The sequence below is a fragment of the Deinococcus ficus genome (assembly GCF_003444775.1).
In the GTDB taxonomy this organism is placed as follows: domain Bacteria; phylum Deinococcota; class Deinococci; order Deinococcales; family Deinococcaceae; genus Deinococcus; species Deinococcus ficus.
The window spans coordinates 102899-127714 of sequence record NZ_CP021083.1 but is presented as its reverse complement, the minus strand read 5'-3'; the positions used below and the strand labels follow the sequence as shown (position 1 = coordinate 127714).

At 71.9% G+C, this 24816-nt stretch carries 17 protein-coding genes; 4 read left to right on the top strand and 13 right to left on the bottom strand.

Annotated features, from left to right (window positions below; genetic code table 11):
- Nucleotides 1-74 precede the first annotated feature (74 nt).
- Nucleotides 75-2333 carry a DNA polymerase domain-containing protein gene (locus DFI_RS17055; RefSeq protein WP_027462368.1) on the top strand — a complete coding sequence of 753 codons (2259 nt, stop codon included), beginning with the start codon at nt 75-77 and terminating at the stop codon, nt 2331-2333.
- 10 nt (nt 2334-2343) lie between these two features.
- Here DFI_RS17055 and DFI_RS17050 read toward each other — a convergent pair whose 3' ends face one another.
- Genes DFI_RS17050 through DFI_RS17035 form a run of 4 tightly spaced genes read right to left on the bottom strand, consistent with a single transcriptional unit; the run spans nt 2344 to nt 5271 of the window.
- A complete protein-coding gene (locus DFI_RS17050) occupies nt 2344-3141 on the bottom strand; it encodes a sulfite exporter TauE/SafE family protein (protein ID WP_027462367.1) in 798 nt (265 codons plus the stop codon).
- Complete coding sequence (locus tag DFI_RS17045; protein ID WP_027462366.1) at nt 3138-3455, bottom strand: rhodanese-like domain-containing protein; 318 nt, start codon at nt 3453-3455, stop codon at nt 3138-3140. The genes DFI_RS17050 and DFI_RS17045 overlap by 4 nt, the downstream gene beginning before the upstream one ends.
- 23 nt (nt 3456-3478) lie before the next feature.
- Entirely contained in the window at nt 3479-3820 is a 342-nt protein-coding gene (locus DFI_RS17040) for a rhodanese-like domain-containing protein (RefSeq protein ID WP_027462365.1), read from the bottom strand.
- Nucleotides 3821-3879: 59 nt separating this feature from the next.
- Nucleotides 3880-5271: an MBL fold metallo-hydrolase gene (locus DFI_RS17035; RefSeq protein ID WP_027462364.1), complete on the bottom strand. Its 1392-nt coding sequence runs from the start codon at nt 5269-5271 to the stop codon at nt 3880-3882.
- A gap of 400 nt (nt 5272-5671) precedes the next feature.
- Here DFI_RS17035 and DFI_RS17030 point away from each other — a divergent pair, with 400 nt between their 5' ends.
- Complete coding sequence (locus tag DFI_RS17030) at nt 5672-6178, top strand: P-loop nucleotide/nucleoside kinase family protein (protein WP_043777284.1); 507 nt, start codon at nt 5672-5674, stop codon at nt 6176-6178.
- Nucleotides 6171-6596 carry a MarR family winged helix-turn-helix transcriptional regulator gene (locus tag DFI_RS17025; protein WP_027462363.1) on the top strand — a complete coding sequence of 142 codons (426 nt, stop codon included), beginning with the start codon at nt 6171-6173 and terminating at the stop codon, nt 6594-6596. Before DFI_RS17030 ends, DFI_RS17025 begins: the two co-directional genes overlap by 8 nt.
- Nucleotides 6597-6611: 15 nt before the next feature.
- On the opposite strand, the gene DFI_RS17020 is transcribed toward DFI_RS17025, so the two are convergent.
- The 5 genes from DFI_RS17020 to katG all read right to left on the bottom strand — a co-directional run bounded on the left by DFI_RS17020 (nt 6612) and on the right by katG (nt 16313).
- Nucleotides 6612-9386: an HD domain-containing phosphohydrolase gene (locus DFI_RS17020; RefSeq protein ID WP_051307564.1), complete on the bottom strand. Its 2775-nt coding sequence runs from the start codon at nt 9384-9386 to the stop codon at nt 6612-6614.
- Between the two features lie 168 nt (nt 9387-9554).
- Entirely contained in the window at nt 9555-11093 is a 1539-nt protein-coding gene (locus DFI_RS21000) for a GGDEF domain-containing protein (RefSeq protein WP_051307563.1), read from the bottom strand.
- 129 nt (nt 11094-11222) lie between these two features.
- Nucleotides 11223-13427, bottom strand: a complete 2205-nt coding sequence (locus tag DFI_RS17010) for a putative bifunctional diguanylate cyclase/phosphodiesterase (protein WP_051307562.1) — start codon at nt 13425-13427, stop codon at nt 11223-11225.
- Between the two features lie 174 nt (nt 13428-13601).
- Nucleotides 13602-13817 (bottom strand): hypothetical protein, encoded by a 216-nt coding sequence (locus DFI_RS17005; RefSeq protein ID WP_155864510.1) that lies wholly within the window; start codon nt 13815-13817, stop codon nt 13602-13604.
- 156 nt (nt 13818-13973) lie between these two features.
- The gene (gene katG / locus DFI_RS17000) at nt 13974-16313 is read right to left on the bottom strand and encodes a catalase/peroxidase HPI (RefSeq protein WP_211235344.1); all 2340 of its coding nucleotides are present in this window, start codon (nt 16311-16313) and stop codon (nt 13974-13976) included.
- A 220-nt stretch (nt 16314-16533) separates the two neighbouring features.
- Here katG and DFI_RS16995 point away from each other — a divergent pair, with 220 nt between their 5' ends.
- A complete protein-coding gene (locus tag DFI_RS16995; RefSeq protein WP_051307561.1) occupies nt 16534-17208 on the top strand; it encodes a phosphoribosyltransferase in 675 nt (224 codons plus the stop codon).
- A gap of 37 nt (nt 17209-17245) precedes the next feature.
- On the opposite strand, the gene DFI_RS16990 is transcribed toward DFI_RS16995, so the two are convergent.
- The 4 genes from DFI_RS16990 to DFI_RS16975 all read right to left on the bottom strand — a co-directional run bounded on the left by DFI_RS16990 (nt 17246) and on the right by DFI_RS16975 (nt 24674).
- Complete coding sequence (locus tag DFI_RS16990; protein ID WP_027462360.1) at nt 17246-18148, bottom strand: SDR family oxidoreductase; 903 nt, start codon at nt 18146-18148, stop codon at nt 17246-17248.
- A gap of 133 nt (nt 18149-18281) precedes the next feature.
- Nucleotides 18282-19376, bottom strand: a complete 1095-nt coding sequence (locus DFI_RS16985) for a GGDEF domain-containing protein (RefSeq protein WP_155864509.1) — start codon at nt 19374-19376, stop codon at nt 18282-18284.
- 58 nt (nt 19377-19434) lie between these two features.
- Entirely contained in the window at nt 19435-21867 is a 2433-nt protein-coding gene (locus DFI_RS16980; protein WP_051307560.1) for an EAL domain-containing protein, read from the bottom strand.
- 332 nt (nt 21868-22199) lie between these two features.
- On the bottom strand, nt 22200-24674 hold the full coding sequence (locus DFI_RS16975; RefSeq protein ID WP_027462358.1) for a bifunctional diguanylate cyclase/phosphodiesterase: 2475 nt from the start codon (nt 24672-24674) through the stop codon (nt 22200-22202).
- Between the last annotated feature and the right edge of the window lie 142 nt (nt 24675-24816).

The following is a 24816-nucleotide window of genomic DNA, read 5'->3' as shown; positions in this document are numbered from 1 at the left end:
ACGCGGGGCAGGCCGCGCCTGCCGCTCCGCCCCCATCGTAATTGATGGTACAATTACGGTCCAGGCCCCACACCGTGACCCCGACCCCACCCCCTCCGCCCGGCATCGTGTCCGTCCACGCCACCCCGGACGGCCGCGTCAGCGTCTGGCACCGCCCCCCCGGCGCCGGCGGCCCGGCCCAGGCCGAGCACACCCGGCAGCGCGGCTGGATCTACGCCCGGCACCTCCGCGACCTCGCGCACCTCGGCGCGCGCCTGCGCGTCAGCCCCGAGCCCGCCGGCCCGGACGACGCCTACCACGCCCACGACCTCGCCCCGGACGGCGGGGTTCCCGAACGCGCCTACCGCTACCTCCTCAGCGGCCCCACCCCCCGGCAGCTGGAAACCGAACTGCTGCGCGGCGCCCCCCCCGGCACGCGGGGCGTGGGCGACCTCAGCGGGTACATCCGCCTCGGGTACGCCGAGCAGTACCTGATCGCCACCCGCCAGACGTACCACACCGGCCTGACCTTCGACGACCCGGTCCGGTTGCAGTTCGACCTGGAAACCACCGCCCTGGACCCGCAGGAAGGCCGCATCTTCCTGATCGCCGTGCGCGACAACCGCGGCCTGGACACCGTCCTGGAAGCGCGCCGGCCCGCGCAGGAGGCGGAGATGATCGCTGCCCTGCTCACGCTGATCGCCGAGCGTGACCCGGACATCCTGGAAAACCACTTCATTCACGGCTTCGACCTGCCGTTCCTCCGCGCCCGCGCCCAGGTGCACGGCGTGCCGCTGCGCCTGGGCCGCGCCGGCGACGGCCTGCCCTGGACAGTGGACGACGGCACCCGCACCCCGCTGTGGTGCTGCCCCGGCCGGGAAATCCTGGACACCCTGGACGCCGTGCGCCGCCGCAACCTCCCGTCCAGCGGCCTGAAAGCCGCCGCGCAGCACTACGGCATCGCCCCCGAAGGCCGCGTGTACCTCGAAGGCGCCGAGATCGCCGCCACGTACGCCACCGACCCCTCCGCCGTGCGCCGCTACGCCCGGCAGGACGTGCAGGAAGTGGACGCCCTGGCCCGTATCGTGCTGGCCCCCAGTTTCGCCCTGGCCCGCCTCACGCCCCGCCCGTACCACCGCCTGCCCCGCGCCGGGCCGGCCAAAGGCGTGCTGGAACCCATGCTGATCCGCGCGTACCACGAGGCTGCGCAGCCCTTCCCCGCGCCGGACCGCAGCTCGGAAGCCCCGCACCGCGGCGGGCTGGTGCAACTGCACGCCGAGGGCGTGCTGCGGCACGTGGTGAAGGCCGACGTGGCCAGCATGTACCCCAGCATCATCCGCGCCGGCGGCATCGGCCCCCGCCAGGACCGTCTGGGCGCCTTCCACGCCCTGGTCAGCGGCCTGACCGCGCAGCGCCTGGATCACAAGCGCCTCGCCCGCGACGCCGCCCTGCCCGGCCCGCTGCGGCAGGAGCACCACGCCATGCAGGAAGCCATGAAACTCGTCGTGAACGCCGCGTACGGCTACCTCGGCGCCGGCCGCCTGGCCCGGCTCGGGGACCGCGAGGCGGCCGACGACGTCACCGCCCGCGGCCGCGCGATTCTGCGGCAGGTCACGGCCGAACTGCAGGCCCGAGGTGTGCAGCTGATCGAGGCCGACACCGACGGCGTGTACTTCAGCACCGGCGAGGCCACAACCGAGGCCGCCGAACGCGCCCTGGTGGAGGCCGTCTCGGCCACGCTGCCGGAGGGCCTCACCCTGGATTTCGACGGCCGGGCCGAGGCGATGCTCAGCCACGAGATCAAGAACTACGCCCTGCTGCGCTATGACGGCCCCCTCGACCTGTGCGGCGCGGCCTTCACGTCCGTGCGCGCCGAGGGCTACGGCGCCGCCTTCCTGGACCGCGCCCTCAAGGCCCTGTTGCGGGATGACGTTCCCGGCGTGCAGGCCGCCTTCGAGGACACCTGCGCCGCCCTGTCCGCCCGGCAGTTCACGAACGCCGACGTCGCCACCCGCGTCCGCCTCGGCAAGACCCGCGCCGCGTACGCCGAGCAGCGGCAGACCCGCAAGGAAGCCGCCCTGGAAGCCGCCTGGCAGGCCGGCCTGGACTTCCGCACCGGGGACCGCGCGCAGCTGTATGTGCGTGAGGGGCAGGGACTGACGGTCCTGACCGAGCCCACCGGCCGGGACTACGACCCCGGGCATTACCGGCAGGCACTCGTTCAGGCCTACGCCACGCGCCTGCGCAAGGGCCTGGAGCCCGCCGACTGGGAGCAGCTGTTCTCCGGCCGGGGCCCCGGCCTGTTCGACCGGGACGTGCGGGACATGCGCGCCTGCTGGCGGCCGGTGCCCTGAGCGCCCCGGCTCAGTGGGCGGCCTGCACGGCGGCCGTGGGGACCAGGACCCTGGGGACGTTCGTGCCGAGCACGTACACGCCCATGGCAACCAGGAACACCGCGAAGCCTTTGCGCAGCCCCTCGTTGGACACGCGGCTGTTGAGTTTCGACCCGAGGACACTCCCGGCGATGCCGATGGCGGTGAACAGCAGGATCAGGGTCCAGTTGATCGTGAGGCCCTGCTCGCTCATCAGGTGCAGGTACTTATAAAACCCGGAGAAGCTCTTCGCGGCGATGATCAGCAGGCTGGTGCCCACCGCGAGGCTCATGGGCAGGCCGCCCAGGATGACCAGCGCCGGAATGATCAGGAACCCGCCACCCACGCCCACCAGGCCGGTCAGGACGCCCACCGTGAGGCCCTCCAGGCCGATCTTCAGGGGGGAACGGTGAGCGTGGCCCTGATCATCGGGCTTCACCCTGGCCGGGCGGAACATCATGAACGCAGCGAGCAGCATCACCACCGCGAACAGCAGCAGCTGCACCACACCGGCCACGTACTGGCTCAGGGCCGCCCCCAGGTACGTGCCGAGCACCCCGGGAATCCCGAAGATGACCACACTGCGCCAGTCGATCTGTTTCTTCAGCGCATAGGGCACGGCGCCGAAGAGGCTGATGCCGCCCACGATGGCGAGACTCTCGGCGATGGCGAGCTTGTCCGGCTCACCCACCAGGTAGACCAGCACCGGCACCGTCAGGATGCTGCCGCCGGACCCCAGCAGGCCCAGGCTCAGCCCGATCAGGGCCGCGCCGATCCACGCGAGGATCATGCGCCCGGTCCGGTCTCGACGTCGCGGCCTTCTCGGATCCAGCCCAGGGTCCCTCCGACAAGGTTCATGATATCCGCCTTGCCCTGGTCGGTGAGGTACCCGGCGGCACTCGCGCTTCGTCCGCCACTCAGGCACACGATGACGGCCGGGGTCCGGATCTCGTCTTCACGGCCCTGGAGTTCGGAGAGGGGCAGGTTCACGGCGCCGGGGATGTGGCCCTGCGCGTACTCTTCAGGTTCGCGCACGTCGTAGAGGGTGGCGCCGCCCCGGAGTGTTTCGGCAAGTTCAGCGGTGTAGATGTCCTGGTAGCTCATATTGTTTCCTTCCTTTGGGTGGGTTACTGGGTGGGCAGACCGGCCGCCTGCCAGGCCTGAATGCCGCCTTGCAGGTTGCGGACGTCGAAACCAGCGGCCGCGAGGTGTTTCGCGGCGAGGGCACTGCGGCGGCCACTCGCGCACTGGCAGACGATGACCCGGTCGCGCGGCAGGGTGCCCGCCTGGTTCCCCAGGTCGTTCAGGGGCACGTGGGTGCTCCCGCGGATTTTCGTCGCCTGACGCTCTGCGGCGCTGCGGACGTCCAGCAGCATGGCGCCCTGCCTCACGAGCGCCTCCGCGTCAAGGGGCGTGACGTTCGTGACGGCCGGACCACGGCCGAGCAGGCTTTTCAGAAACTTGAACATGAGGACACCTCAGGGTGGAGGACGGGGGCACCGGCGCGCGCCCCCGGGCGAAAGGTCAATCAGGTGGTGAGAATGCCGCTCTGGGCCTTCGCCCAGGCTTCGTAGCCGCCGGCGAGCTCCGTGACGTGGAAGCCTTTGGTGCGCAGGAAGCTGGCCGCGGCCGCACTCCGGGCCCCGCCCTGGCAGTGCACGACGATCTCCCGGTCCCGGGGCAGGTCGTCCAGCCTCCACGGCAGGCGCCCCGCGTGAAGCTGCACGGCACCGGGAATCGCCCCTTCGGCGTGCTCGGTCTTGTTCCGCACGTCCAGGATCAGGGCGCCTTCGTGCTGGGGCAGCTCCGAAGCCGGGAACGGCCGTGCGGGCACGCTCGGGAGACCCTCGGCGCTGGTGATGAAGCCGGTCACGCGGTCCAGGCCCACCATCCACAGCCGGCGACGCAGGGTCTCGGCCTGTTCGGCGCTGTCTGTGAGCAGGATGTATTCGGCGTCCTCGGGGCGCAGCAGCCAGCCGCTCCACGTCTCGAAGGTGTTCCCCGCGGGGATGTTCACGCTGCCGACAGGCGCCGCCGCCTGGTGAAGTTCCTTCTTGCGGGTGTCGATCAGCATCGCGCCGCCTTTGATCTTCCGCTGCACTTCGGCCGTGCTGTACGCCTGGAGGGCCGGGACGTCGCCGAGCAGCGCTGGGCCGGCCTTGTTCTGCTGTTTCATGCGGCCGTAGTACAGGGGCGCGTCGGGCTGGCCGCTGAGCAGTTCGTTCGTGAACCCGTGCTCGTCACCGCTCTGCACGTACTTCGACCACCAGGCCAGGGCGCGTTCGTAACCGACGGTGGTGCTGGGCACGGCGCCCAGGGCCTTGCCGCACGCACTCCCGGACCCGTGCCCCGGCCAGACCTGCACGTGGTCCGGCACGGTCAGGAACTGGTCGCGCAGGCTGGCGAACATCTGCCGCGCGCCGTCAAAGCGGGTGTCCACACCGCCGGCGGCCTCATCGAGCAGGTCGGGGCGGCCGATGTCGCCGACGAACACGAAGTCACCAGTGAAGTACAGGCTGGGCGTGTCACCCCGGGCGGTATCCGTGACCAGGAAGGAAATGCTCTCCGGCGTGTGACCGGGGGTATGGCGCACCTCGACCTGGACGTTCCCGACCTTGACGGTGTCGCCGTGGTGGAGTTTGGTGGCGTCGAACCCGTACTTCCAGTCGGCGTTCCCCTCGTCACTGAGGTAGAGGGTCGCGCCGGTCTGGGCGGCGAGTTCGCGGCTGCCGCTGAGGAAGTCGGCGTGGATGTGGGTTTCGGTGACGTGGGTGATGCGGAGGTTTTCTTTGGCGGCGCGGTCGAGGTAGGGCTGGAGGTGGCGGGTGGGGTCGATGACGAGGCATTCGCCGGTCTTCTGGCAGCCGATCATGTAGGACGCCTGGGCGAGGTCGGTGTCGTAGAAGCGTTCGAAGAACATGGTTCCTCCTGGGGAAGGCGTGGTCGTCGTTTCGATCCTGAGATTAAACCCCCGGGGGGTATATTGTCAAACGAACTCCGTTCATCCCGGTATTGATTGGTGTGGCGTTCCGCGGAACTCGCCCACATCATCGTCTGGGTAGGTGAATTCCGCGATGCCCGACAACCTCGTACTGCTCGAGTGTCTGTCGGGACGAGTTTTGAGTAGCGGGTAGGTGGCATACCCCTATTGGGTATAATAGGCCGGTATCGCAAAGGGGGCGTCTAGAGACTGAACCCCTCTGGTTGTCGGCGGGATAACGCCTTCTGGCGTCCCGTCCTCTCTCCGGGTAAGATGGTTGACAAGTAATTGAATAATCAACTATATTTCAAGTAATTCTGAAAGAGCCGAAGGAGGCCCAATGTCCACATCCTGTTCCGTCCACCTCATCTACGGCCCCCAGGGCGCCGGAAAAACCACCCACGCCCGCGCGCTCGCCGCCCGCACCGGCGGCGTCCGCTTCTCCATCGACGAGTGGATGGTCACCCTGTACGGCCCCGACCTTCCTGAAACTCCGGACCTCGCCTGGGTGCTCCAGCGCGTCGGCCGCTGCCACGAACAGATCTGGTCCCTCACCCGGGACCTTCTTCAGCAGGGCACGCCCGTCATCCTGGACCTGGGCTTCATGCGCGCCGAGGACCGCCGCGCCGCCCGGCAGCGCGCCGAGGCCTGCGGCGCCCACCCCACCTTCCACTTCGTGGACGCGCCCGTGGGCGAACGCCGCGCCCGCGTGCTGCGCCGCAACGAGGACCGCGGCGAGACCTTCTCCCTCGTCGTGCCCCCCGCCCTGTTCGACTTCATGGAAACGCAGTACGAGCCGCCCAGCCCGGCGGAACGCGCCGAGGCGCACGGAGCCGCCCATGCCTGAGTCGGGAGGCGCCCTGGCCCTGTGCCTGAACCTGAACCGCACGACGGCCGTGGTGATCCGCCAGATTGACCACCGCCTGAGTGCCCTGCACGGCCTGAGCCTCAACGACTTCACGATCCTGCACGTCACCGACCAGGCGCCGCAGGGTAAACTCCGCCGCGGCGACCTCGCCGCGCACCTCGGCCTGACCGCCTCCGCCGTCACCCGGCTGCTCCTTCCTCTGGAGAAGACCCGCCTGGTGGACCGCCTGCCTGACCCGCGCGACGCCCGGGTGAGCTACGTCGTGCTGACGGACGCCGGCCGGGAACGCCTCGCGGACGCGCGACCCTCGGCCGCCCAGATCAGCGAGGACCTCGTCGGCCGGCTGCCCGCCGGCCAGGTGCAGGTCCTGACGGCCGCCCTGGCGGCCCTGGCCTGACCTCCAGCCGGCGCTTCAGGCCGGCGTGGGGCGGTCCTCGTTCACGCGCTCCGGCGCCACGTGCGCAAAGGCCCCCCGGGCGTGCAGGGCGAGGAAGCGGTCGGTGAGCTCCGGGTCGAACTGCGTCCCGCGGCCCCGGGCGAGGATCTGCAGGGCTTCCTCCGGACTGAGGGCCGCGCGGTAAGGCCGGTCGCTGACCAGCGCGTCGTACACGTCGCACAGCGCGAACAGCCGCGCCGCCAGGGGAATGCGCTCGCCGCTCAGGCGGTCCGGGTACCCGCCGCCGTCCCAGCGCTCGTGGTGTGAGCGGATCACGCCCCGGGCGTCCGGGTGCAGGAACGGAATCCGCGCGGACAGGGCCGCGCCGCGCTCGGCGTGCGTCTCGATCAGGGCCCGCTCCGCGGAGTCAAGCGCGCCCGGCTTGAGCAGCACCGCGTCCGGCACGGCCAGTTTGCCGATGTCGTGCAGCGCCGCGCCCTGCCGCAGGCCCCGCACCGCTTCGGGCGGCAGCCCCAGCGCCGCGGCGAAGGTCACGGCCAGCGCCGTGACCCGGCGCGTGTGGTCCTGCGTCTCGAAGTCCCGGAGTTCCACCGCCACGCCCAGCGTTTCCAGCGCGGCGTCCAGCGTCGCCTGCAGGCCGACGAGGTGATGGTCGCGTTCCAGCAGCCGCGCCGCGAGACTGCCCAGCAGCAGGGCCAGGTGGGCGTCCGCCTCCGAGAAGGCCCGCTCGGCCTGCCGGGTCAGGATCAGGGCGCCCAGCGGCTCCCCGCCGGCGGCCCGCAGCGGCACGACCATCATCGCCCCGGCCCGCAGCTGCTCGCGGAAGTACAGCCTCGGCTCGGCGCTCAGGTCGGTGAGGCGGATCACTTCCCCTGCCTGCAGCGCCGCCCACGCCAGCCCCACGCCGCGCGGCAGGCGCACCGGCCCGAGGGCGGGCTCGTGCACGCCCCGCCCGTCGGACACCAGCGCGTCCTGCGCGGCGTCGTAGCGCAGCAGCACCGCCCACTGCGCCCGCAGCAGCTCGGCGGCCGCGGCCGTGAGTTCCGGCGCGAGTTCCTGCGGGGAGACCACGCTGACCCGCTCGTGCAGCGACACGAGGTGCTCCAGTTCGTCCCAGCGGCCCTGCAGGTGCAGCAGCGCGGCGATCTGCTGCGCGAACAGCTGCGCGACCTCCACGCTCTCCGGCCCGAAGGGAGGCGCGCCCTGCAGCCGGTCCAGGTTCAGGTGCGCGACCACTTCGCCGCCCAGCACCACCGGCAGGCACAGGTTCCCGGTGACCTCCCGGCGCCGGCCGCTGAGGTTCAGCTGGCGGACCTCCGGGGAGTCGAGGTGAGCGTCCGACGTCGCGTAGGCCGCGTCCAGCGCCTCTCCCTCCACCAGGCGTGGCGTGCCGGCCCGCCACTCGTCCAGCGGCCGGCCGTACCAGCGCTGCTGGGAGGCCTCCGTGAGCGGCAGGCCCACCAGGTCCGGCGCGTACCCGACTTCTGCCACCAACCGGAACCGGTCGCCGCGCAGGCGGACGTCCAGCGTGCCGCAGCACGCGCCGTCCACCGCCTCGACCGCCAGGCGCAGCATCTCCGCCCAGTCCTCGTCGCGCAGCACGCGGCGCTGCGCGAGCAGGGTCACGGTGGTGCGCAGCGCCCGCCACGCCGAGTGCCGCGGCTGGAGCGTCTCCGTGGGGGGCGCGGCGCCGGGTGACGGGAGCGCCCCCTCCGGCGCGCCCTGTCCCGGCGCCCACACGACCACACGGTCCCGGCCGTTCATCTTCGCGAGGTACAGTGCCTCGTCCGCCCGCCGGAACAGGGCCGCGCCGTCCTCGTCGGCCTGCCTTGTCGCCAGGCCGATGGAGACGGTCATGCGTTCCCCGCGCTCGGCCAGCCACCCGCCCTGCTGGCCGGGGAGGGCCGAGCGCAGGCGCTCCACCACCCCGGCCGCCTGAACGCTGTCCATCCCGCCGATCAGCGCCGCGAACTCCTCGCCGCCCACCCGGTAGGCGCGCACGCGGCCCGGCGCGAACGAGCGCAGCAGCCCGGCGACCTGCGCGAGGGCGCGGTCGCCGCCGTCGTGCCCGTACCGGTCGTTCACGGCCTTGAAGTGGTCCAGGTCCAGCAGCGCGAGATGCTCGCCGCAGCGCAGGGCGCCCAGGTCCCGGTCGAACGCCCGGCGGTTGGGCAGGCTGGTCAGGGCGTCCGTGTTCGCCTGGTCGGCCAGGACCTGCGTAAGCCGCAGCAGCTGCAGCCGGGACTGCAGGATAGACACGGCCGAGATCAAGCCCAGGGCGCCCAGCAGCAGCCGCACCGGGTACGACACCCAGAACAGCTCCCGGCTTTCCGGCACGAGCAGCACGCCCACGCCCACCCCCAGGAACGGGACGGGCGTCAGCCACAGCAGCCGCGGTTGCAGGCCCTGCAGCAGCGGCCGGGCGGCCGGGCGCACCAGGGTGCTCAGGGCCAGGACGCTCGCGAAGTGCAGCCACACCACGCCGTCCACGCCGCTGTCCGTGTCGAACACCAGGCGCCACAGCAGCATGGGCGCGGCGACCAGCGCGCCCCACAGGGGCCCGTAGCGCAGCACCACCATCACCACCGGCACGTACCGCAGGTCGATGCGCAGCCCGCCCGGCACCTCCGCGCTTGCCATCGCCAGCAGCAGCGTGGCGCCTGCGGTCAGCGCGAGCCGGACCACCATCATGACCGCCCGCTGGCGGGCCTCGCCGGCCCGGTACGTCAGGCTGATCGCGAAGGTGCTGGTGATGAGCAGGCAGAAGTTCAGCAGCAGGGACGTGAACACAGGGGAAGCCTCAGGTCACCAGGGCCATGCGCGGGGCGCAGGAGGAAACGCGGGAAGGGAAACGGGTGCCTGACCGGCGCGGCCCCGCCGGCTCTTCATGAATTGGGGGGCCACCCGGGCAGTATGGGCCGGGCGCTCTTCCACGCTTCATACAGGCGCGCCCGGGGGTCAGCCGGAGGCCAGCACGATCCGGTTGCGGCCGCTGCGTTTGGCGTCGTACAGGGCCGCGTCGGCGCGGCGCAGCGTCAGGCGCGGGTCGGTCTCGGCGCCCAGGTCGGCCAGTCCCACGCTGATGGTGAGCTGCAGGTCCGGCGCGATCTCCGGCCAGCTCAGCGCGCCCAGGTCCCACTGGATGCGCTCGCATACCTGCCGGGCCTGCGCGGCGCTCAGTTCCGGGAAGGCCAGCAGGAACTCCTCCCCGCCCATCCGCGCGAAGTGATCGGAGCCGCGCACCGCCTCCTGCACGGTCGCCGCGGCGCGCTGCAGGACCTCGTCCCCGGCCGCGTGACCGTACGTGTCGTTCACCCGTTTGAAGTGGTCCACGTCGAACATCGCGACCACGCCGCCCCGGCCGCTGGCGTGCAGCGCCTCCAGGAACCGCAGCGCCGCGATCCGGTTCGGGATGCCGGTCAGCGGGTCGCGCAGCGCGGCCTCCGCGAACGCCTCTGCCCGCAGCTCGGCCGCCTGAGCCTGCTGCTCGATCAGGCGCAGCTGCGCGCCCTGCCGCGCGTACGCCCGGTGCAGGTCCGCGGAACGCTCGGTGATCTCGCGCTGCACACTGAACGCCTCCTGGAAGCGGCTCTGCTTCGCGAGACTGTCCGCGACGAGCTGCCGGGCGTTCAACACGTCCAGCTTCTGCCCGGCTGCCTCGAAGTGCCGCGCGGCGCGCACGGCGTCGTCGATGGCGGCCGTCCACGCCTCTTGCCTTGCGGCCAGGGCGGCGCGGTCCATGAAGGCCCGGCCGATGGCGTGCTCCGTGCCGGTGTGCAGCGCGACCTCGATGCGCTCGTCGGCCAGCGCCCGCACTCGCGCCCAGTCGCCTCGGAACGCCGCGTACCCGGTCAGGGCGTCCAGCACGTCCGGCAGGTGCCGCGGGCTGGCCAGCGGAAGCTCACCCGCGTGCAGCGCGGTCAGGTGGGCGGCCGAAACTTCCAGCGCGCGCCGCAGGGGCGCGTCGGCGTGTGAGCCCCCGCCGCCCCTCAGGGCCGTGGACGCCGCCTTGACGTAATTCATGTGGAAGACCTGCCGCAGTTCCGTGCCGGCCACCGGGTCGTCGATACCCAGCCCGGCCGCAGACGGGGTATTCAGCAGGCCGTGCAGGAGTTCGGCCGCCTCGCGGTAGCGGCCCCGCTCCAGGTCGATGTGCGCCGCGTTGACCGTGGCGAGCGCCACGCCCCGCGCGTCCCCGGCCTGCGTCGCCAGCGCGATCGCCTGATCCAGGTGCTCCTGCGCGCCCTCGTCGTCGTGCACGCCCGCCAGGACCAGGGCGATGGTCACGTGGGCCTTGGCCTGCAGCGGGGCGTCCCCGGTGCCCCGCGCGAGGTCCAGGGCGCTGACGGCGTGGGTCATGGCCCGGGGGAAGTCCCCGAGGTCCATGGCCTCGTACGCCGCGTTCCGCGCGGCCAGCGACCGGGCCGTGGGCGTGTTCCCCTGGCCCGGCGCCGGCGCGGCCGGCCCGGCGGGGGCCGGCAGGTCACGCCGGGTCATGCCGGGCCTGGAGAACAGGGGAGGGCGGCAGGTCCGGGCAGACCAGCCACCGGCAGGGGGGCGTGTGCATCCCCGGCAGGATACGGGGCGGGCATTCACGCGGTTCTTACCGGGCCGTCCACGCCCCCATCAGGGGCCCCCCGCCGGCCGGGGGGGAGGGGAGGGAACCAGCGGCGCGTTGCCAAGGGCCTTTCCGGCCTCGGCGGCGGGCCGCGGGCGGCCCAGCGCGTAGCCCTGCACGCCGTCGCAGCCCAGGCCGCGCAGCAGATGCACCGTCGCCAGGTCCTCGGCGCCCTCGGCCAGCACCGTCATGCCCAGCAGGTGCCCGAGCACGACCAGTCCGGTCACGATGCGGCGGTCGCCCTCGTCGGTGACGAGGTGCCGGATGAAGGCCCGGTCGATCTTCAGGGTGGACACCCGGAAGTCCTTGAGGTGCCGGATGCTGGAGTACCCCGTGCCGAAATCGTCCAGCGCCACGCGCACCCCCCGCGCCTGCACCTCGCTCAGCACCCGCGCGGCGCGCTCCGGGTCGAGCAGCAGCGTGCCCTCGGTGAGCTCCAGTTCCAGGCAGTCGCCGGGCATCCCGCACGCCTCCAGGGCGCGGGTGACGTCCGGGAGGAGCGTCCCGGTGTGCAGGTGGCTGGGGGAGATGTTCACGGCCATGCGCAGGTCCGGCCGGCCGAACGCCGCCGCCCACGCCTGCCGCTGCCGGCAGGCCTCCTCCAGCACCCACGCCCCAATGGGCACGATCAGCCCGGTGCGTTCCGCCACCGGCAGGAATTCCGCTGGCGAGAGCAGGCCACGCACCGGGTGCTGCCAGCGGATCAGCGCCTCGAAGGCCACCACCTCCCCGCTCGCCAGGTCCGTCTGCGGCTGGTAGTGCAGGTGCAGTTCCTGGCCGGACTCCAGGGCGCGGCGCAGGTCCTGCTCGTACTCCAGCGCCGCGTACGCGCCGCGGTGCGGACCGCGCGCCACGATCACGTCCCGGCCGCTGCGCCGGGCCTCATCCAGCGCCTCCTCGGCGCGCAGCAGCAGGCGGCTCGCACTTACGCCCCCCTCGGCGCTGACGGAGCCCAGCCGGTAAGCGACGGTCAGTTCCCGCCCATCAAGCTGCACGGGAGCGTTCAGCGCGTCGTGCAGCACGGCCGGATCGGCCCGGCCCGCGTCGGCGGCCAGCGCGAAGGTCCCACCGCCCAGACGCGCCACGCTCCAGCCAGACGGTAGCCGGGTGAGGCGCTGCCCGAACGCCTGAAGGTACTGGTCGCCGGTCGCCTGCCCGAACGCGTCGTTGATCCATTTCAGGCGGCTGATGTCCAGGGCAGCCAGGGTCAGCCCGCCGGTTCCGCTCCGGGCGGGTGGCCCGGCGAGGCGCCCCTGCACGTCCTGCAGGAAGCCGTGCCGGTTGGGCAGGCCGGTCAGCGCGTCGGTGAGGGCCAGCTCGGCCAGCCGATCCCGGTCCTTCTGGCGCTCGGTGACCCCCGCCCCGAGCAGGATGGCGGTGGCCGACAGCGTGGCGATCAGCAGCTGAATTTCCAGCAGGTCGTTCGTGCCCAGCGGCGACTGCCAGGTCAGCAGCGCCACGGAGACGTTCATCAGGAAGGTGCCGCGCACCGCGGCCACCAGGCCGTCGCGCATCGCCACCCACAGCAGCGGCAGGAAACACAGGAACTCCACGTGCAGGCCCAGCGGCAGCGCCACCACGAACACCAGCGCCGCCGTCAACGGCACGGCCAGCACCTTCGCCCGCTCCAGCCGCCCCCGGGCGCCCCGCCCGGCCGCCTCCCCGGGAAGCCGGGCGAACCAGTGACGGCTGAGCAGCAGTGACGGGGTGAGCGTGAGAATCCCGACCAGGTCGCCTACCCACCAGTGCAGGGCGACCACCAGCCACTGCGCTCCGGGGGCGGTGCCGGTGGCGTGCAGGTACAACATGGTCGCGTACGCCGCCAGGCCCGAGGCCAGGAGGGCGGCCAGCGTCAGGGTCACCCCGTCGCGGACTCGGGGAATCCCGGTGAACCACCCCGGGGCGCGGCGCAGCACCACCGCGCCGAGCGTGTACGCGAGCGTGCCCACCGCCGCCGCGGCATGGTTGACCGGCAGGGGAGACTGCAGGGCGCCGGCCAGCGCGGTGGCGGCGAACACCCAGGGGGCGTTGCCCGGCCCGAAGCGGGCCAGGAAGGCCAGGATCAGCCCGGCCGGCAGGTACCACAGCGACACGCGGCCCGCCCCGCCGAACTGCAGGGAGAACCGCTGCAGCGCGATGAAGGCCAGAACGAACAGCAGCCCGCGCAGCGCGGCCTCGGCCGGGGACGCCGTGCGTGGACCGGGTTCGGGCATGCTTCTCCTTCACGCGTTGCAGGGGAACGACAGGAATGGGGACGGCGGCGGCTTGACCCGTCTGCTGAATCTTAAGGGGCGCCGGGGTCTTTGTGCGCGCTGTGGTGCCGGCGAAACGAGGTGGCCCGCCTCACCAGGATGGTGGGCGGGCCGTTTCAGCGGACGCTGGGCCGATCAGGGCTGGACGGACAGCACGTCAATCGGGTCACGCAAGACGTCAATCGGGTCGCGCAGGACGTCGATGGGGTCTCTCATCACATCGATCGGTTGCACGCCCGCAGCGCGCGCGGTGGAGAGCACGTCGATGGGGTCCTGGGTCTGGGCGGCGGCGGGGAGACTCAGGCTGAGCAACATGACGGAGAGGACGGCAGCAAAGCGATTCTTGTTCATGAAGATCTCCTCTAGAGAACGCCCCATGCGTTCCGTGAGCTCATGGTGACAGGACTGCCTGATGCCGCGCCAGGAAGGAATTCACCTTTCTCTCCTCATGGACCTTCATGAAGTCGACCGCCAGAGCTGGGTCGAATCCTCACTTTGCACTCACGTTCAGACGAGGGCCGCATCCGCTGAAGCGTGAACCTCCGGACGCGGGCGGCGCAGGTCAAAGCGGTCCGCGTTCATCACCTTCACCCAGGCCTTCACGAAGTCACGCACAAACTTCTCCCGGCTGTCGTCCTGGGCGTACACCTCGGCATACGAACGCAGCACCGAGTTCGACCCGAAGACCAGGTCCACCCGGGTGGCGGTCCACTTCACGACCCCGGTGCGGCGGTCGCGCAGCCGGTACAGGTTCGGGCCGGCCGGTTCCCAGACGTTGTTCATGTCGGTCAGGTGCACGAAGAAGTCAGTGCTGAGCACGCCTTCGCGGTCGGTGAACACGCCGTGGCGGGTGCCGCCGTGGTTGGCGCCCAGAACCCGCATGCCCCCCAGCAGCACCGTCATTTCCGGGGCGGTCAGGCCCATCAGCTGCGCGCGGTCGAGCATCAGTTCTTCCGGCGAGACCACGTAGTCCTTTTTCAGCCAGTTGCGGAACGCGTCGTGCACCGGCTCGAGCGGCGCGAAGGACTCGGCGTCCGTCCACTCCGGCGTCGCGTCGCCCCGGCCCGGCGCGAACGGAACGGTGACCGGCACGCCGGCGTCCCGGGCGGCGGCCTCCACGGCGGCCGTGCCGGCCAGCACGATCAGGTCCGCGAGGCTGACTGGCTTCGGCAGGCGGGACTGCAGGCTCTCCAGGGTGCGCAGCACCCGCTCCAGACGCTCGGGTTCGTTGCCCTCCCAGTCCTTCTGCGGCGCGAGGCGGATGCGCGCGCCGTTCGCGCCGCCGCGGTGGTCGGAGGTCCGGTAGGTGCGGGCGCTGTCCCAGGCGGTGGCGATCAGTTCGTGGCGCGGCAGGCCCAGGCCCAGCAGCAGGGCCTTGAGATCGGCGATCTCGGCGTCCGTCAGCGTAGCCCTCCCGGTGGGCACCGGGTCCTGCCAGATCAGGTCCTCGGCCGGGACCTCCGCGCCCAGGTAGCGGCTTTTGGGGCCCAGGTCGCGGTGCGTGAGCTTGAACCACGCGCGGGCGAACGCCTCGTCGAAGGCCGCCGGGTCACGGTGGAACCGCTCGGCGATCTCCCGGTAGACGGGGTCGACCTTCAGGGCCATGTCCGCGTCGGTCATGATCGGGTTGCGCCGCACGCTGGGGTCATGCGCGTCCACCGGGCGGTCCTCCTCGCGGATGTTCACCGGTTCCCACTGCCACGCCCCGGCCGGGCTCTTTCGCAGTTCCCACTCGTACCCGAACAGCAGCCGGAAGAACCCGTCGTCCCAGGCGGTCGGATGGGTGGTCCAGGCGCCTTCCAGGCCGCTGGTCACGGTGTCCCGGCCGTGCCCCTGGCCCTGCGGGTTGAGCCAGCCGAAGCCCTGCGCGGTCAGGTCAGCCGCCTCAGGCTCGGCGTCCAGCACGCTGGCGTCCCCGTTGCCGTGGGCCTTGCCGACGGTGTGCCCGCCGGCGATCAGGGCGACGGTTTCCTCGTCGTTCATCGCCATGCGCGCGAAGGTCTCCCGGACGTCCTGCGCCGTCCGCAGCGGGTCGGGTTTGCCGTCCACGCCCTCGGGGTTCACGTAGATCAGACCCATCTGCACCGCCGCGAGCGGGTGCTCCAGGGACTGCCGGTCGCTGTCCTGCTCGTAGCGGTGCGCGGTGCTGGCCAGCCACTCGCGTTCCGCGCCCCAGTAGATGTCTTTTTCCGGGTGCCAGATGTCGGCGCGCCCGCCCGCGAACCCGAAGGTCTTCAGGCCCATGGACTCGTACGCGACGTTCCCGGCCAGGATCATCAGGTCCGCCCAGGACAGCCGGTTGCCGTACTTGCGTTTCACCGGCCACAGCAGGCGCCGGGCCTTGTCGAGGTTGGCGTTGTCGGGCCAGCTGTTCAGCGGCGCGAAACGCTGGTTGCCGGTGTTGGCGCCGCCACGACCGTCAGCGGTGCGGTACGTGCCGGCGGCGTGCCAGGCCATGCGGATCATCAGGCCGCCGTAATGTCCCCAGTCGGCCGGCCACCACGCCTGACTTTCGGTCATCAGGGCCCGCAGGTCCTGTTTCACCTCGTTCAGGTCCAGGCTGAGGAACGCCTCGGCGTAGTCGAAGTCCGGGTCCATGGGGTCGGTCTTGCGGTCGTGCTGGCTGAGGATGTCGAGGTTCAGGGCCTTCGGCCACCAGTCGGTGGCGGTCGCTTCCTGGGCGGTGTTCGCGCCGTGCATGACCGGGCAGGTGCCGGCGCGCCCGGCGAGCGGCGCGCTGCCGTTGTCGGCGCCAGCGTTCTCGCTGTGGATGGTGGGGCCGTCGTTGCCGGCCATGGGGTCGTGGTGGGGAACGCCGGGGGCGGTGGGGGGTTCGTGTTCAGGCATGGGGGCTCCTGCCCGGCGGACCGGCGGCCGGGATGGAGGCGGGGCCGCGCGCCGCGAAGGCCCCCCGATCCTATTGAGAATCGTTCCTAAAGCAAAGGCCAGATGAAGGCGTCCCCCACGAACGGACAGAATCGCGAACCGGCCACAAGCCCAACGCCCATTCATCCAATCCGCCCCACCACGCACGCCCCTCCCCCCCACCATGAGCCTGCGATCTCCTATGGAAAGCGACTCACCCCCTGACTCCACCACGCGGCTGCCCTTCCGGGATCGGCACGACGCCGGCCGGCAGCTCGGCGACCACCTCCGCCGCCTGCACCCCTGGCCGGACGCCGTCGTGCTGGGCCTGCCGCGCGGCGGCGTCCCGGTGGCCGCCGAGGTCGCCCGCGCCCTCGCGGCGCCGCTGGACGTGTTCATGGTGCGCAAACTCGGCCTGCCCTTCCAGCCGGAGGTCGCCATGGGCGCCGTCGCGACCGGCGGCGTGGAATGGCTGAACCGCGACCTGCTGGCCCGCCTGCCTCTCCCGCCCGGGGCGGTCGAGGACGTTCGCCGCCACGAACTGCGGGAACTCGCGCGGCGTGAGGCGCGGTACCGCGCCGGCCGCCCGCCGCTCATCCTGACAGGGCGCACCGCGCTGCTCGTGGACGACGGCCTCGCGACCGGCGCCACCATGCACGCGGCCCTCAGGGCCGTCCGGGCACTGGGAGCGGCGCGGGTGGCCGTCGCCGTGCCCGTCGCTCCCCCGGACACCGGCGAGGCCCTGCAACCTCTCGCCGACGAGGTCATCTGCCTGCACACCCCTCCCGGCTTCCGCGCGGTGGGTCAATACTACCGCGCGTTCCCGCAGACGACCGACGAAGAAGTCCTGGCCGCCCTCCAGGGGCGCCAGGACTGATTGACGATCCGCGTCCTGAAGCGGGGAGCGGCCCGCCTCAGCCGTTCACCACGTCGCCGCCGTTCGGGTGCAGCACCTGCCCGCTGATGTAACTGCTGTCGTCCGACGCCAGGAACACGAAGCTGGGCGCCACCTCGGCCGGCTGCCCCGGGCGGCCCAGCGGGGCGTTCTGCCCGTGCTCCCCCACGCGCTTCGCGTCGAAGGTGGCGGGAATCAGCGGTGTCCAGATCGGCCCGGGCGCCACGGCGTTCACGCGGATGCCCTGCTCGGCGAGGTTCTGGCTGAGGCTGCGCGTGAACGACACGATCGCGCCCTTGGTGCTGCTGTAGTCCAGCAGCTGCGGGCTGCCCTTGTACGCGGTGATGCTGGTCGTGTTGATGATGCTCGCTCCCTTCTTCAGGTGCGGCATGGCGGCCTGCGTCAGGTAGAACATCCCGAAGATGTTCGTGCGGAAGGTCCGCTCGAGCTGCTCCGGCGTGATGTCGGTGAGCTTCTCCTGCGGGTGCTGCTCGGCGGCGTTGTTCACCAGCACGTCCAGCCGGCCGAACGCCTCGACGGTCTGCTTCACGGCCTGCTGGCAGAAGGCCGGGTCGCCGATGTCCCCGGCGATCAGCACCCCGCGGCGGCCCTCGGCTTCCACCATCTTCAGGGTGTCCTGCGCGTCGGTCTCCTCGTTCAGGTACAGGATGGCGACGTCGGCCCCCTCGCGGGCAAAGTGCACGGCCACGGCGCGGCCGATGCCGCTGTCGCCCCCGGTGACGACCGCCACCCGACCCTCGAGTTTGCCGCTGCCGCGGTAATCGTCGCGGATCACCACGGGCGCGAGGCTCATGGCCTCCTCGATGCCGGGCTGGTCCGGCTGGGTCTCGGCCGGCACCTGCTGGGGCATCTGCTCGGTCGGGGCGGTTTCCGGCTCGGCGTTCGGGCGGTGATCAGACATGGGAAGCCTCCATGCCCGCAGTCTGTCAGCGTGCTCTGCGGCGCCCGTCCGATCTGCCCCAACGCGCCTTCAGCGAACCCGGCGGTCCGCTGAGTTCCCGCTCAACGCGCCGTGAAGACGCAGGGCCAGGCCGTCAGTTCAGTTGCAGGGCCGCGCCGGCTGGCGTGAGCTCGTGAATCCGCACGGCGTTGCGCCCGTCCCGCTTGGCCCGGTACAGGTGGTCGTCGGCGGCCAGCAGCGCCCGGGCCGGGCCCAGCGTGCCCACCCGCGCCACCCCGATGGACACCGTCACGCACCGGCCGCCGATCGCGGCGATGGGCCGCGACCCGACCACCTGCCGCAGCCGCTCGGCGACCATCACCTCGGTGCCCGGGGCCGCGCCGCGCAGGATCAGCGCGAACTCCTCCCCGCCGTAGCGGTAGGCGGTGTCGGTGCTGCGCAGCGTCTGCCGGATCACCTCGGCGACCTCTGACAGCACCCGGTCGCCCGCCACGTGCCCGTGCGCGTCGTTCACTTCCTTGAAGTGGTCGATGTCCAGCATCATCACGACGTCGTACGGGCTGAGGTCGGCCAGGTCCCGGTCGAAGCGGCGGCGGCTGCCGGTGAGGGTCAGGGCGTCCTCGCGCAGGGCGTGCTCGGCGTGGTTCAGCGCCGCGACCGCCCGCAGTCTCTCGTTCACGATGGCGCCCACCACGTACACCGCCGCGACGTTCAGCGCGAGCAGCGGCAGGTAGATCTGCTGCAAAACGGCTCCGCCGTCCGGGAGCAGCAGCACCGGCAGGCCGTTCGGCATCAGGATCAGGGTGATCCACAGCATCTGCCGCGCGGTCAGCGGCCCCGGCTGATGGGCGATGCCCACCCGGCGCCGCAGCAGCGTCGCGGACAGGATGACCAGACTGAGCGACATGATGCCGGGCAGCGACCCGGCCGTGGCGTTCATCAGCCGGTACGCCACGAACGGCAGCCCCACGACCACGCCCGCCACCGGACCGCCCCACAGCGTCGCCATCACGGGCGGCACGTTCCGCAGGTCGAACTTCAACCCCGGGCTGAGTTCCGGCCCGGCGTGGTACAGCAGCACCGGCAGCACCGACCAGATCAGCAGCATGGCGATCACCTGCGGCCGGCGTGGCCGCACGGGCCACTCGGTCACGAACCGCAGGCTGAGCAGCGCCACGGCCACCAGCACCGAGAAGTTCTGCAGCAGCAGGCTCAGGACGTCCAGCATCTTCTCCCCTCCCACCGCTCAGGCCTCAGAGCAGCTGAGACGTTCATGGCTCGGCATCTCAGCTGGCCCTCGACGGCGCGGGTGGCGTGAGCGCCTCCCACAGGATCACGCTGGCGACCTCCACCGCGACCGGTTCGGACAGCAGGTACCCCTGCGCCTCGTGGCACCCGAGCTCGTTCAGGATCTCCAGGTGCTCCAGCGTCTCCACGCCCTCGGCCACCACCGTGAGGCCCAGGGTCTGCGCGAACTGCACCATCACCTGCATGAACTGCCGCGACACCGCGAAGTTCGGGTGCTCGCGCGTCAGGTCGGCCAGGAACGCCCGGTCGATCTTCAGCTGCTCGATGGGCAGCGTCTTGAGCAGACTCAGGCTGCTGTACCCGGTGCCGAAATCGTCCATGGCGACCTGCACGCCCAGCTCCATCAGCCGGCGGATGTTCATCACGGCGCGCGTCACGTCGCTGTGAAACACGCCCTCGGTGAGTTCCAGGGTCAGGCAGCGGCCCGGCAGGCCCGTCTCCTCCAGGATCTCCCGCACCTCGCTCACGAAATCCGACTGCATGAACTGCAGCGGCGAGACGTTCACGGCCATGCGCAGACCGTGCGTGTCGAACGCCCAGGTCTTCGCCTGCTGGCAGGCCAGGCGCATCGCCCAGCGGCCGATGTCGATGATGATGCCGCTCTCCTCGGCCAGCGGAATGAACTCTGCCGGGGAGATCTTCCCGTCGGTGGGATGCGTCCAGCGCAGCAGCGCCTCGAAGCCCGTCAGCGTCCGGCCCGGCAGGCGGTACTGCGCCTGGTACGCCAGGTGCAGCTGCCCCGAACGCAGCGCGCCCGGCAGGTCGTGCTTGATGGCGCGCCGCGCCTTCTCTCGGATGTTCATGGTCGGGTGGTACAGGTAAGGGGTGTTCGAGCCGCGCGCCTTGCACTCCTGCAGCGCCAGTTCCACGTTGCGGTGGATGGTCGTCAGGTCCCGGCCGTCCAGCGGCGCGATGCCTGCACCCATCGACACCCGGGGCGCCAGGCTCCAGTCCTCGAAGGTCACCGGGCGGCTCAGCACGGCGTGCAGCTCCTCGGCCACGTCCTTGAGTTCCTCCGCGCCGCTCAGGTCCCGCAACAGCACGATGAACTCGTCCCCGTCGGTCCGGCCCACCAGGTCGTCCCGGCCGATCACGCGCTTGATGCGCCGCACCGTCTCGGTGATCAGCAGGTCGCCCGCCGCGTACCCGTGCGTGACGTTCACCTCCGCCAGGCCGCACAGGTCCAGCAGCAGCACGCCCGCCGACTGCCGCAGCGGCAGGTTCTCCAGCACCTGCCCCGCCTGCTGCCAGAACGCCGAGCGGTTCAGGGCGTGGCTCAGGGCGTCGTGCGTGCTGCGGTAGGTGAGTTCCTGCAGCGAGTGCGCGGCGCTCGCCTCCGTGCCCGAGGTGCCCAGCGTCACGCGCTGCCGGGCGAGTTCCAGCTTGACCTTCATGTCGATCAGCTGGCTGCGGCGCAGCATCGCCCCGTCGTGCAGCCGGTGCTCGCTGTGCATGTGGTCCTTCAGGGCCTTCAGCGCCAGGGCAGTCTGCCCGGTCTGCTCGTACAGCGTGGCGAAACTCCGCGCGAGGCGGCTGGTGGTCATCGCGTGCCCGCGCACCTCGTTGATCGCGGCGCTGCGCGTCAGCGCCCGGAGCGCGTCGTCGTGCCGCCCGACGGTCAGGTAGCAGTCGCCCAGCAGCCACAGCGCGCTGCCCAGCGTCTCCTCGTCCTGCGCGCCCTCGGCCACCCGCACCATGTCCTCGGCCACCGCGATGGCCCGGAGGTACTCCAGGTCCTGCACGTGCAGCAGCGCCTGGTACAGCAGCCCGTCGCACTGCACGCGCGTCAGGCCGTGCTCGCCGGCGACGCGCAGCAGCGCCGGAATGCGCTCCCGGGCCTCACCCAGGCGCCCGGCGTGCCACAGCGCGCTGATGCTCACGCCCTCGGCCACCGCCCAGGGCGGCATGATGCCGGCCCGGCGGGCCACCTCGGCGCCCTCCGCGGCGAGTTCCATGGCCCGGTCGTAATCGCCGAGGTCCAGGTGCGCGCTCGCCAGGTTGGTGATCGCCCGCGCCTTGGAGGCGTCGTCGTTCAGGCTGTCGGCCAGCGTCAGGCTGTCCAGGAAGTACTGCATGCCCTCGTCGTACTGCCCGGTGCGGGTCAGCGCCAGCCCCAGGGCATTCAGCGCCCGGGCCTTGAGGTTCAGGTGCTCATGGCGGTCACTGACGTTCAGCGCGAACTTCGCGTACAGCGTCGTGTCCGGGTAGTTGCCCTGGAAGAACGCGCAGCCGCCCAGCAGGCACAGCGCGTACGCCTCGGCGTAGCTGTCGCGGCTGTCCTGCGCCTGCGCGAGAAGGTGCAGGAGTTGCGGCCGGGTGGCGTCCGGATCCTCCAGCATCCGGGCCTCCAGGGCAAAGAGCTGCTCGTTGAGCACCACCTTGCGGTCATTGAGCGTGGACTCCTGCGTCATCGTGCCCCGAGCCTAGAAAGCCGCGCCTGTCACCGCTCTTACCCCCTTTCCGCCAGGCGCCGGCTCGCTGACGGCCGCGCCGGCCGGAGAAAAAGCACCCTGGCCAGGTTTCTGGAGCCACAGCCAGGGCGAAGGGAGGCGCCCTTCCCCTTCCCGGTGGCCCCCTGGTGACAGCAGCCCGGCCGGGCTTGGCGCCGTGCAGGACAAGGCGCCGCCCTTCTCACGCCCCCTGCATCGCGGCAGCCCGGAGAAACATGAAGATCGGCGCCCGCCTGGGAACGCCGGTCTTACACCACCACTGTGACATGTGCGAAACCACACGTCAGCAGCGGCTACAGCCTCATGGCCGAGGGAAGGGCCCCGCCGGCCCCAGCGCGGCCCTTGAGGAGTTTCGTGACCGACGCGTTCGGCAGCGGCCGTGACAGCAGGTACCCCTGCGCGTGCGTGCACCCCATCTCCCGCAGCGCGGCCAGCTGCGCCTCCGACTCCACGCCCTCCGCCACGATCCGCATGCCGGACCCCAGCCCGAACTCGATGAGCGCCGCGACCAGCCGGCGCGAGTCCCGCTGCCCCGGGCCGGCCACCAGCCGCTCGATCAGCCGCTGGTCGAGTTTCAGCACGTCCGCCTGCACCTGATACAGCCGCGTGAGGCTGGAGTATGCCTGCCCGACGTCGTCGATCGCCAGCCGCACGCCGGTCTCCCGCAGCGCCGCGTACCGCTCGAGGGCCACGTCCTCGGCCATGGCGCCCTCGGTCACCTCCAGGATCACGTCCTCCGGCCGCAGGCCGCTGCCGGCCAGCCACGCCGCCACCTGCGCCGGGTACCCCTGAAACCCGAACTGCCGGGGCGAAACGTTCACAGACGCCTGCAGGCCCGGCGCCGCCCCCTGGAAGCGCCTCAGGTCCTTGTGCACGCGCCGCATCACCCAGGCACCCAGGTCGAAGATCAGGTCGCTGGCCTCCGCGACCGGCACGAACCGCGCCGGGCTCACCTCACCCAGTTTCGGGTGCGTCCAGCGGGCCAGCGCCTCCACCGCCACCGGGGTCAGGCCCTCCAGTTCGAAGATCGGCTGGTAATGCAGGTGCAGCTCGTCGCGGTCCAGCGCCTCGTGCAGCGAGTGGTGAATCGTGAGCCGCTCGCGGGCCAGGCGGCCCATCCGGGCGCTGTACACTCCGAGGTGCGCGGAGCGTTCCCCGGCGTCCTGCAGGGCCAGCGCGGCCCGCTGGCCCAGTTCCGCGAAGGTCACGCCGTGCCGCGGGTACTGCGCGATGCCCAGGCTGGCCCGCAGGTTCAGGGCCTGCCCCTCGGCCTGCACCGGCCGCCCGAGGTCCTCCAGCAGCGCGCCCGCTGCGGCCCGCACGGCCCGCTCAACGGACGGCGCCCGGCGGAACACCGCGAAGTCATGCTCCGCGTAGCGGCCCACCAGACCATCCGCGTCCTCCGCGTGCACGCGCGCCTCCAGCCGGCGCGCCAGGCTCACCAGCGCCGCGTCGCCGACGTCCAGACCGAGGACGTCCACGACCGGGCGCAGCTGCTCGATGCGCACGATCAGCATCTCGAAGGCCGTGGCCGGGTCGTCGAGCAGCCGCCGGTTGACTTCCAGTTCGAGCGTCACGCGGTTGAGCACGCCCGTCAGGGGGTCGTGGGTCAGCCCGAACTCCAGCTGGTCACGCACCTGCCGGAGTTCGGCCTGCGCCGCGTCCAGCGCCTCAAGCCGGTCCCGTTCCAGCTGCGTGCGCTGCGCCTCGTGTTCCCAGCCGGCGCGCCACACCTCCACCTGGGCGCGCTGCTCCAGCACCCGCGACTGTGCCGCGGCGGCGGCCGCCTGATGGGCCCGCGCGGCCGCCAGCGCCTCCGGCCACCGCTGCAGCTGTTCGTACGCCGCACTCAAGGCCTCCAGGGCCTCCGCCGCCCGGTCCGGCGCGGGCAGTTCCGCCGCCTGCGTCTGCGCCCTGATCAGCAGCGGCACGGCCCGGTCGGCCATGCCCCTCGCGGAGAGCGTGCGCGCCTGGGTGAGCAGCGCGCCGACCCGCGCGTCCAGCGGGGGCCTCGCCGCGCGCAGCACCGCGTCACTGAACCGCTCGGCCTCGTTCAGGTGCCCCAGTTCCATGTGCAGCTGAGCCAGCCCCGCCTGGGTGGCCGCCACCAGCCGCGGCAGCGTCAGCCGGCGCGCCTGCTCCAGCAGCCGCACGAATTCGCGCAGGGCTTCCCCCTGCCGGTTCAGGACCAGCAGCGTTCCGGCGCGGTGCAGCGCTGCACTCAGGCGGTCCCCCGGGACGTCGTCGGTCCGCTCGCCCCGCCCTTCCGGGGCCGCCAGCAGCTCCAGCGCCTCGTCGAAGGCCGCCAGGGCCGCCGGGGCCTCCTGAAGCAGGAGGTGGAACTGGCCCTGGGCGGTCAGCACGCGCGCGCGCACGTCCGCCTGTCCGGTGCCGCGCGCCAGTGCCCCCGCCGCCTCCAGGCGCTCCGCCGCGCCGGTCACGTCCCCGGCCTCGCCCAGCACCACGCCCAGCGCGCTGGCCGCCCAGGCCTCCAGCGCCGGGTCGTCCAGGTGAGCGGCGAGCGCCTGGGCGCGCGTCAGGCTCGCCTGCGCCTTGGGGAGCTGGCTCTCGGCGTGCAGGCCCAGGCCGATCAGGAGCTGCGCGCGCGCCAGGGCGTGCAGATCGCCGGCCGCGTCGGCCAGGGCGGCCGCGTCCCGCGCCAGGAGCAGCGCGGCATCCGGCGCGCCGGTCAGGCGCGCCTGCGCCTGCTGGAGCAGCTGTTCGGGCGTCGCGGCCGGCGCCGCAGGGGAACGTCGTTTCGAGGTCATGAGCTCCTGGATCCTGGGCGGCGGGGGGCGGAAGGTGCGCCCACTGTACCCTGCCTTCCCGCCCGTCCGGCGCAGAATTCAGGATTTCCTGCACTTAGACTTGCCGGAGTGACAGCCCCGTCAGGCGCGCGCCCGTAGCCTG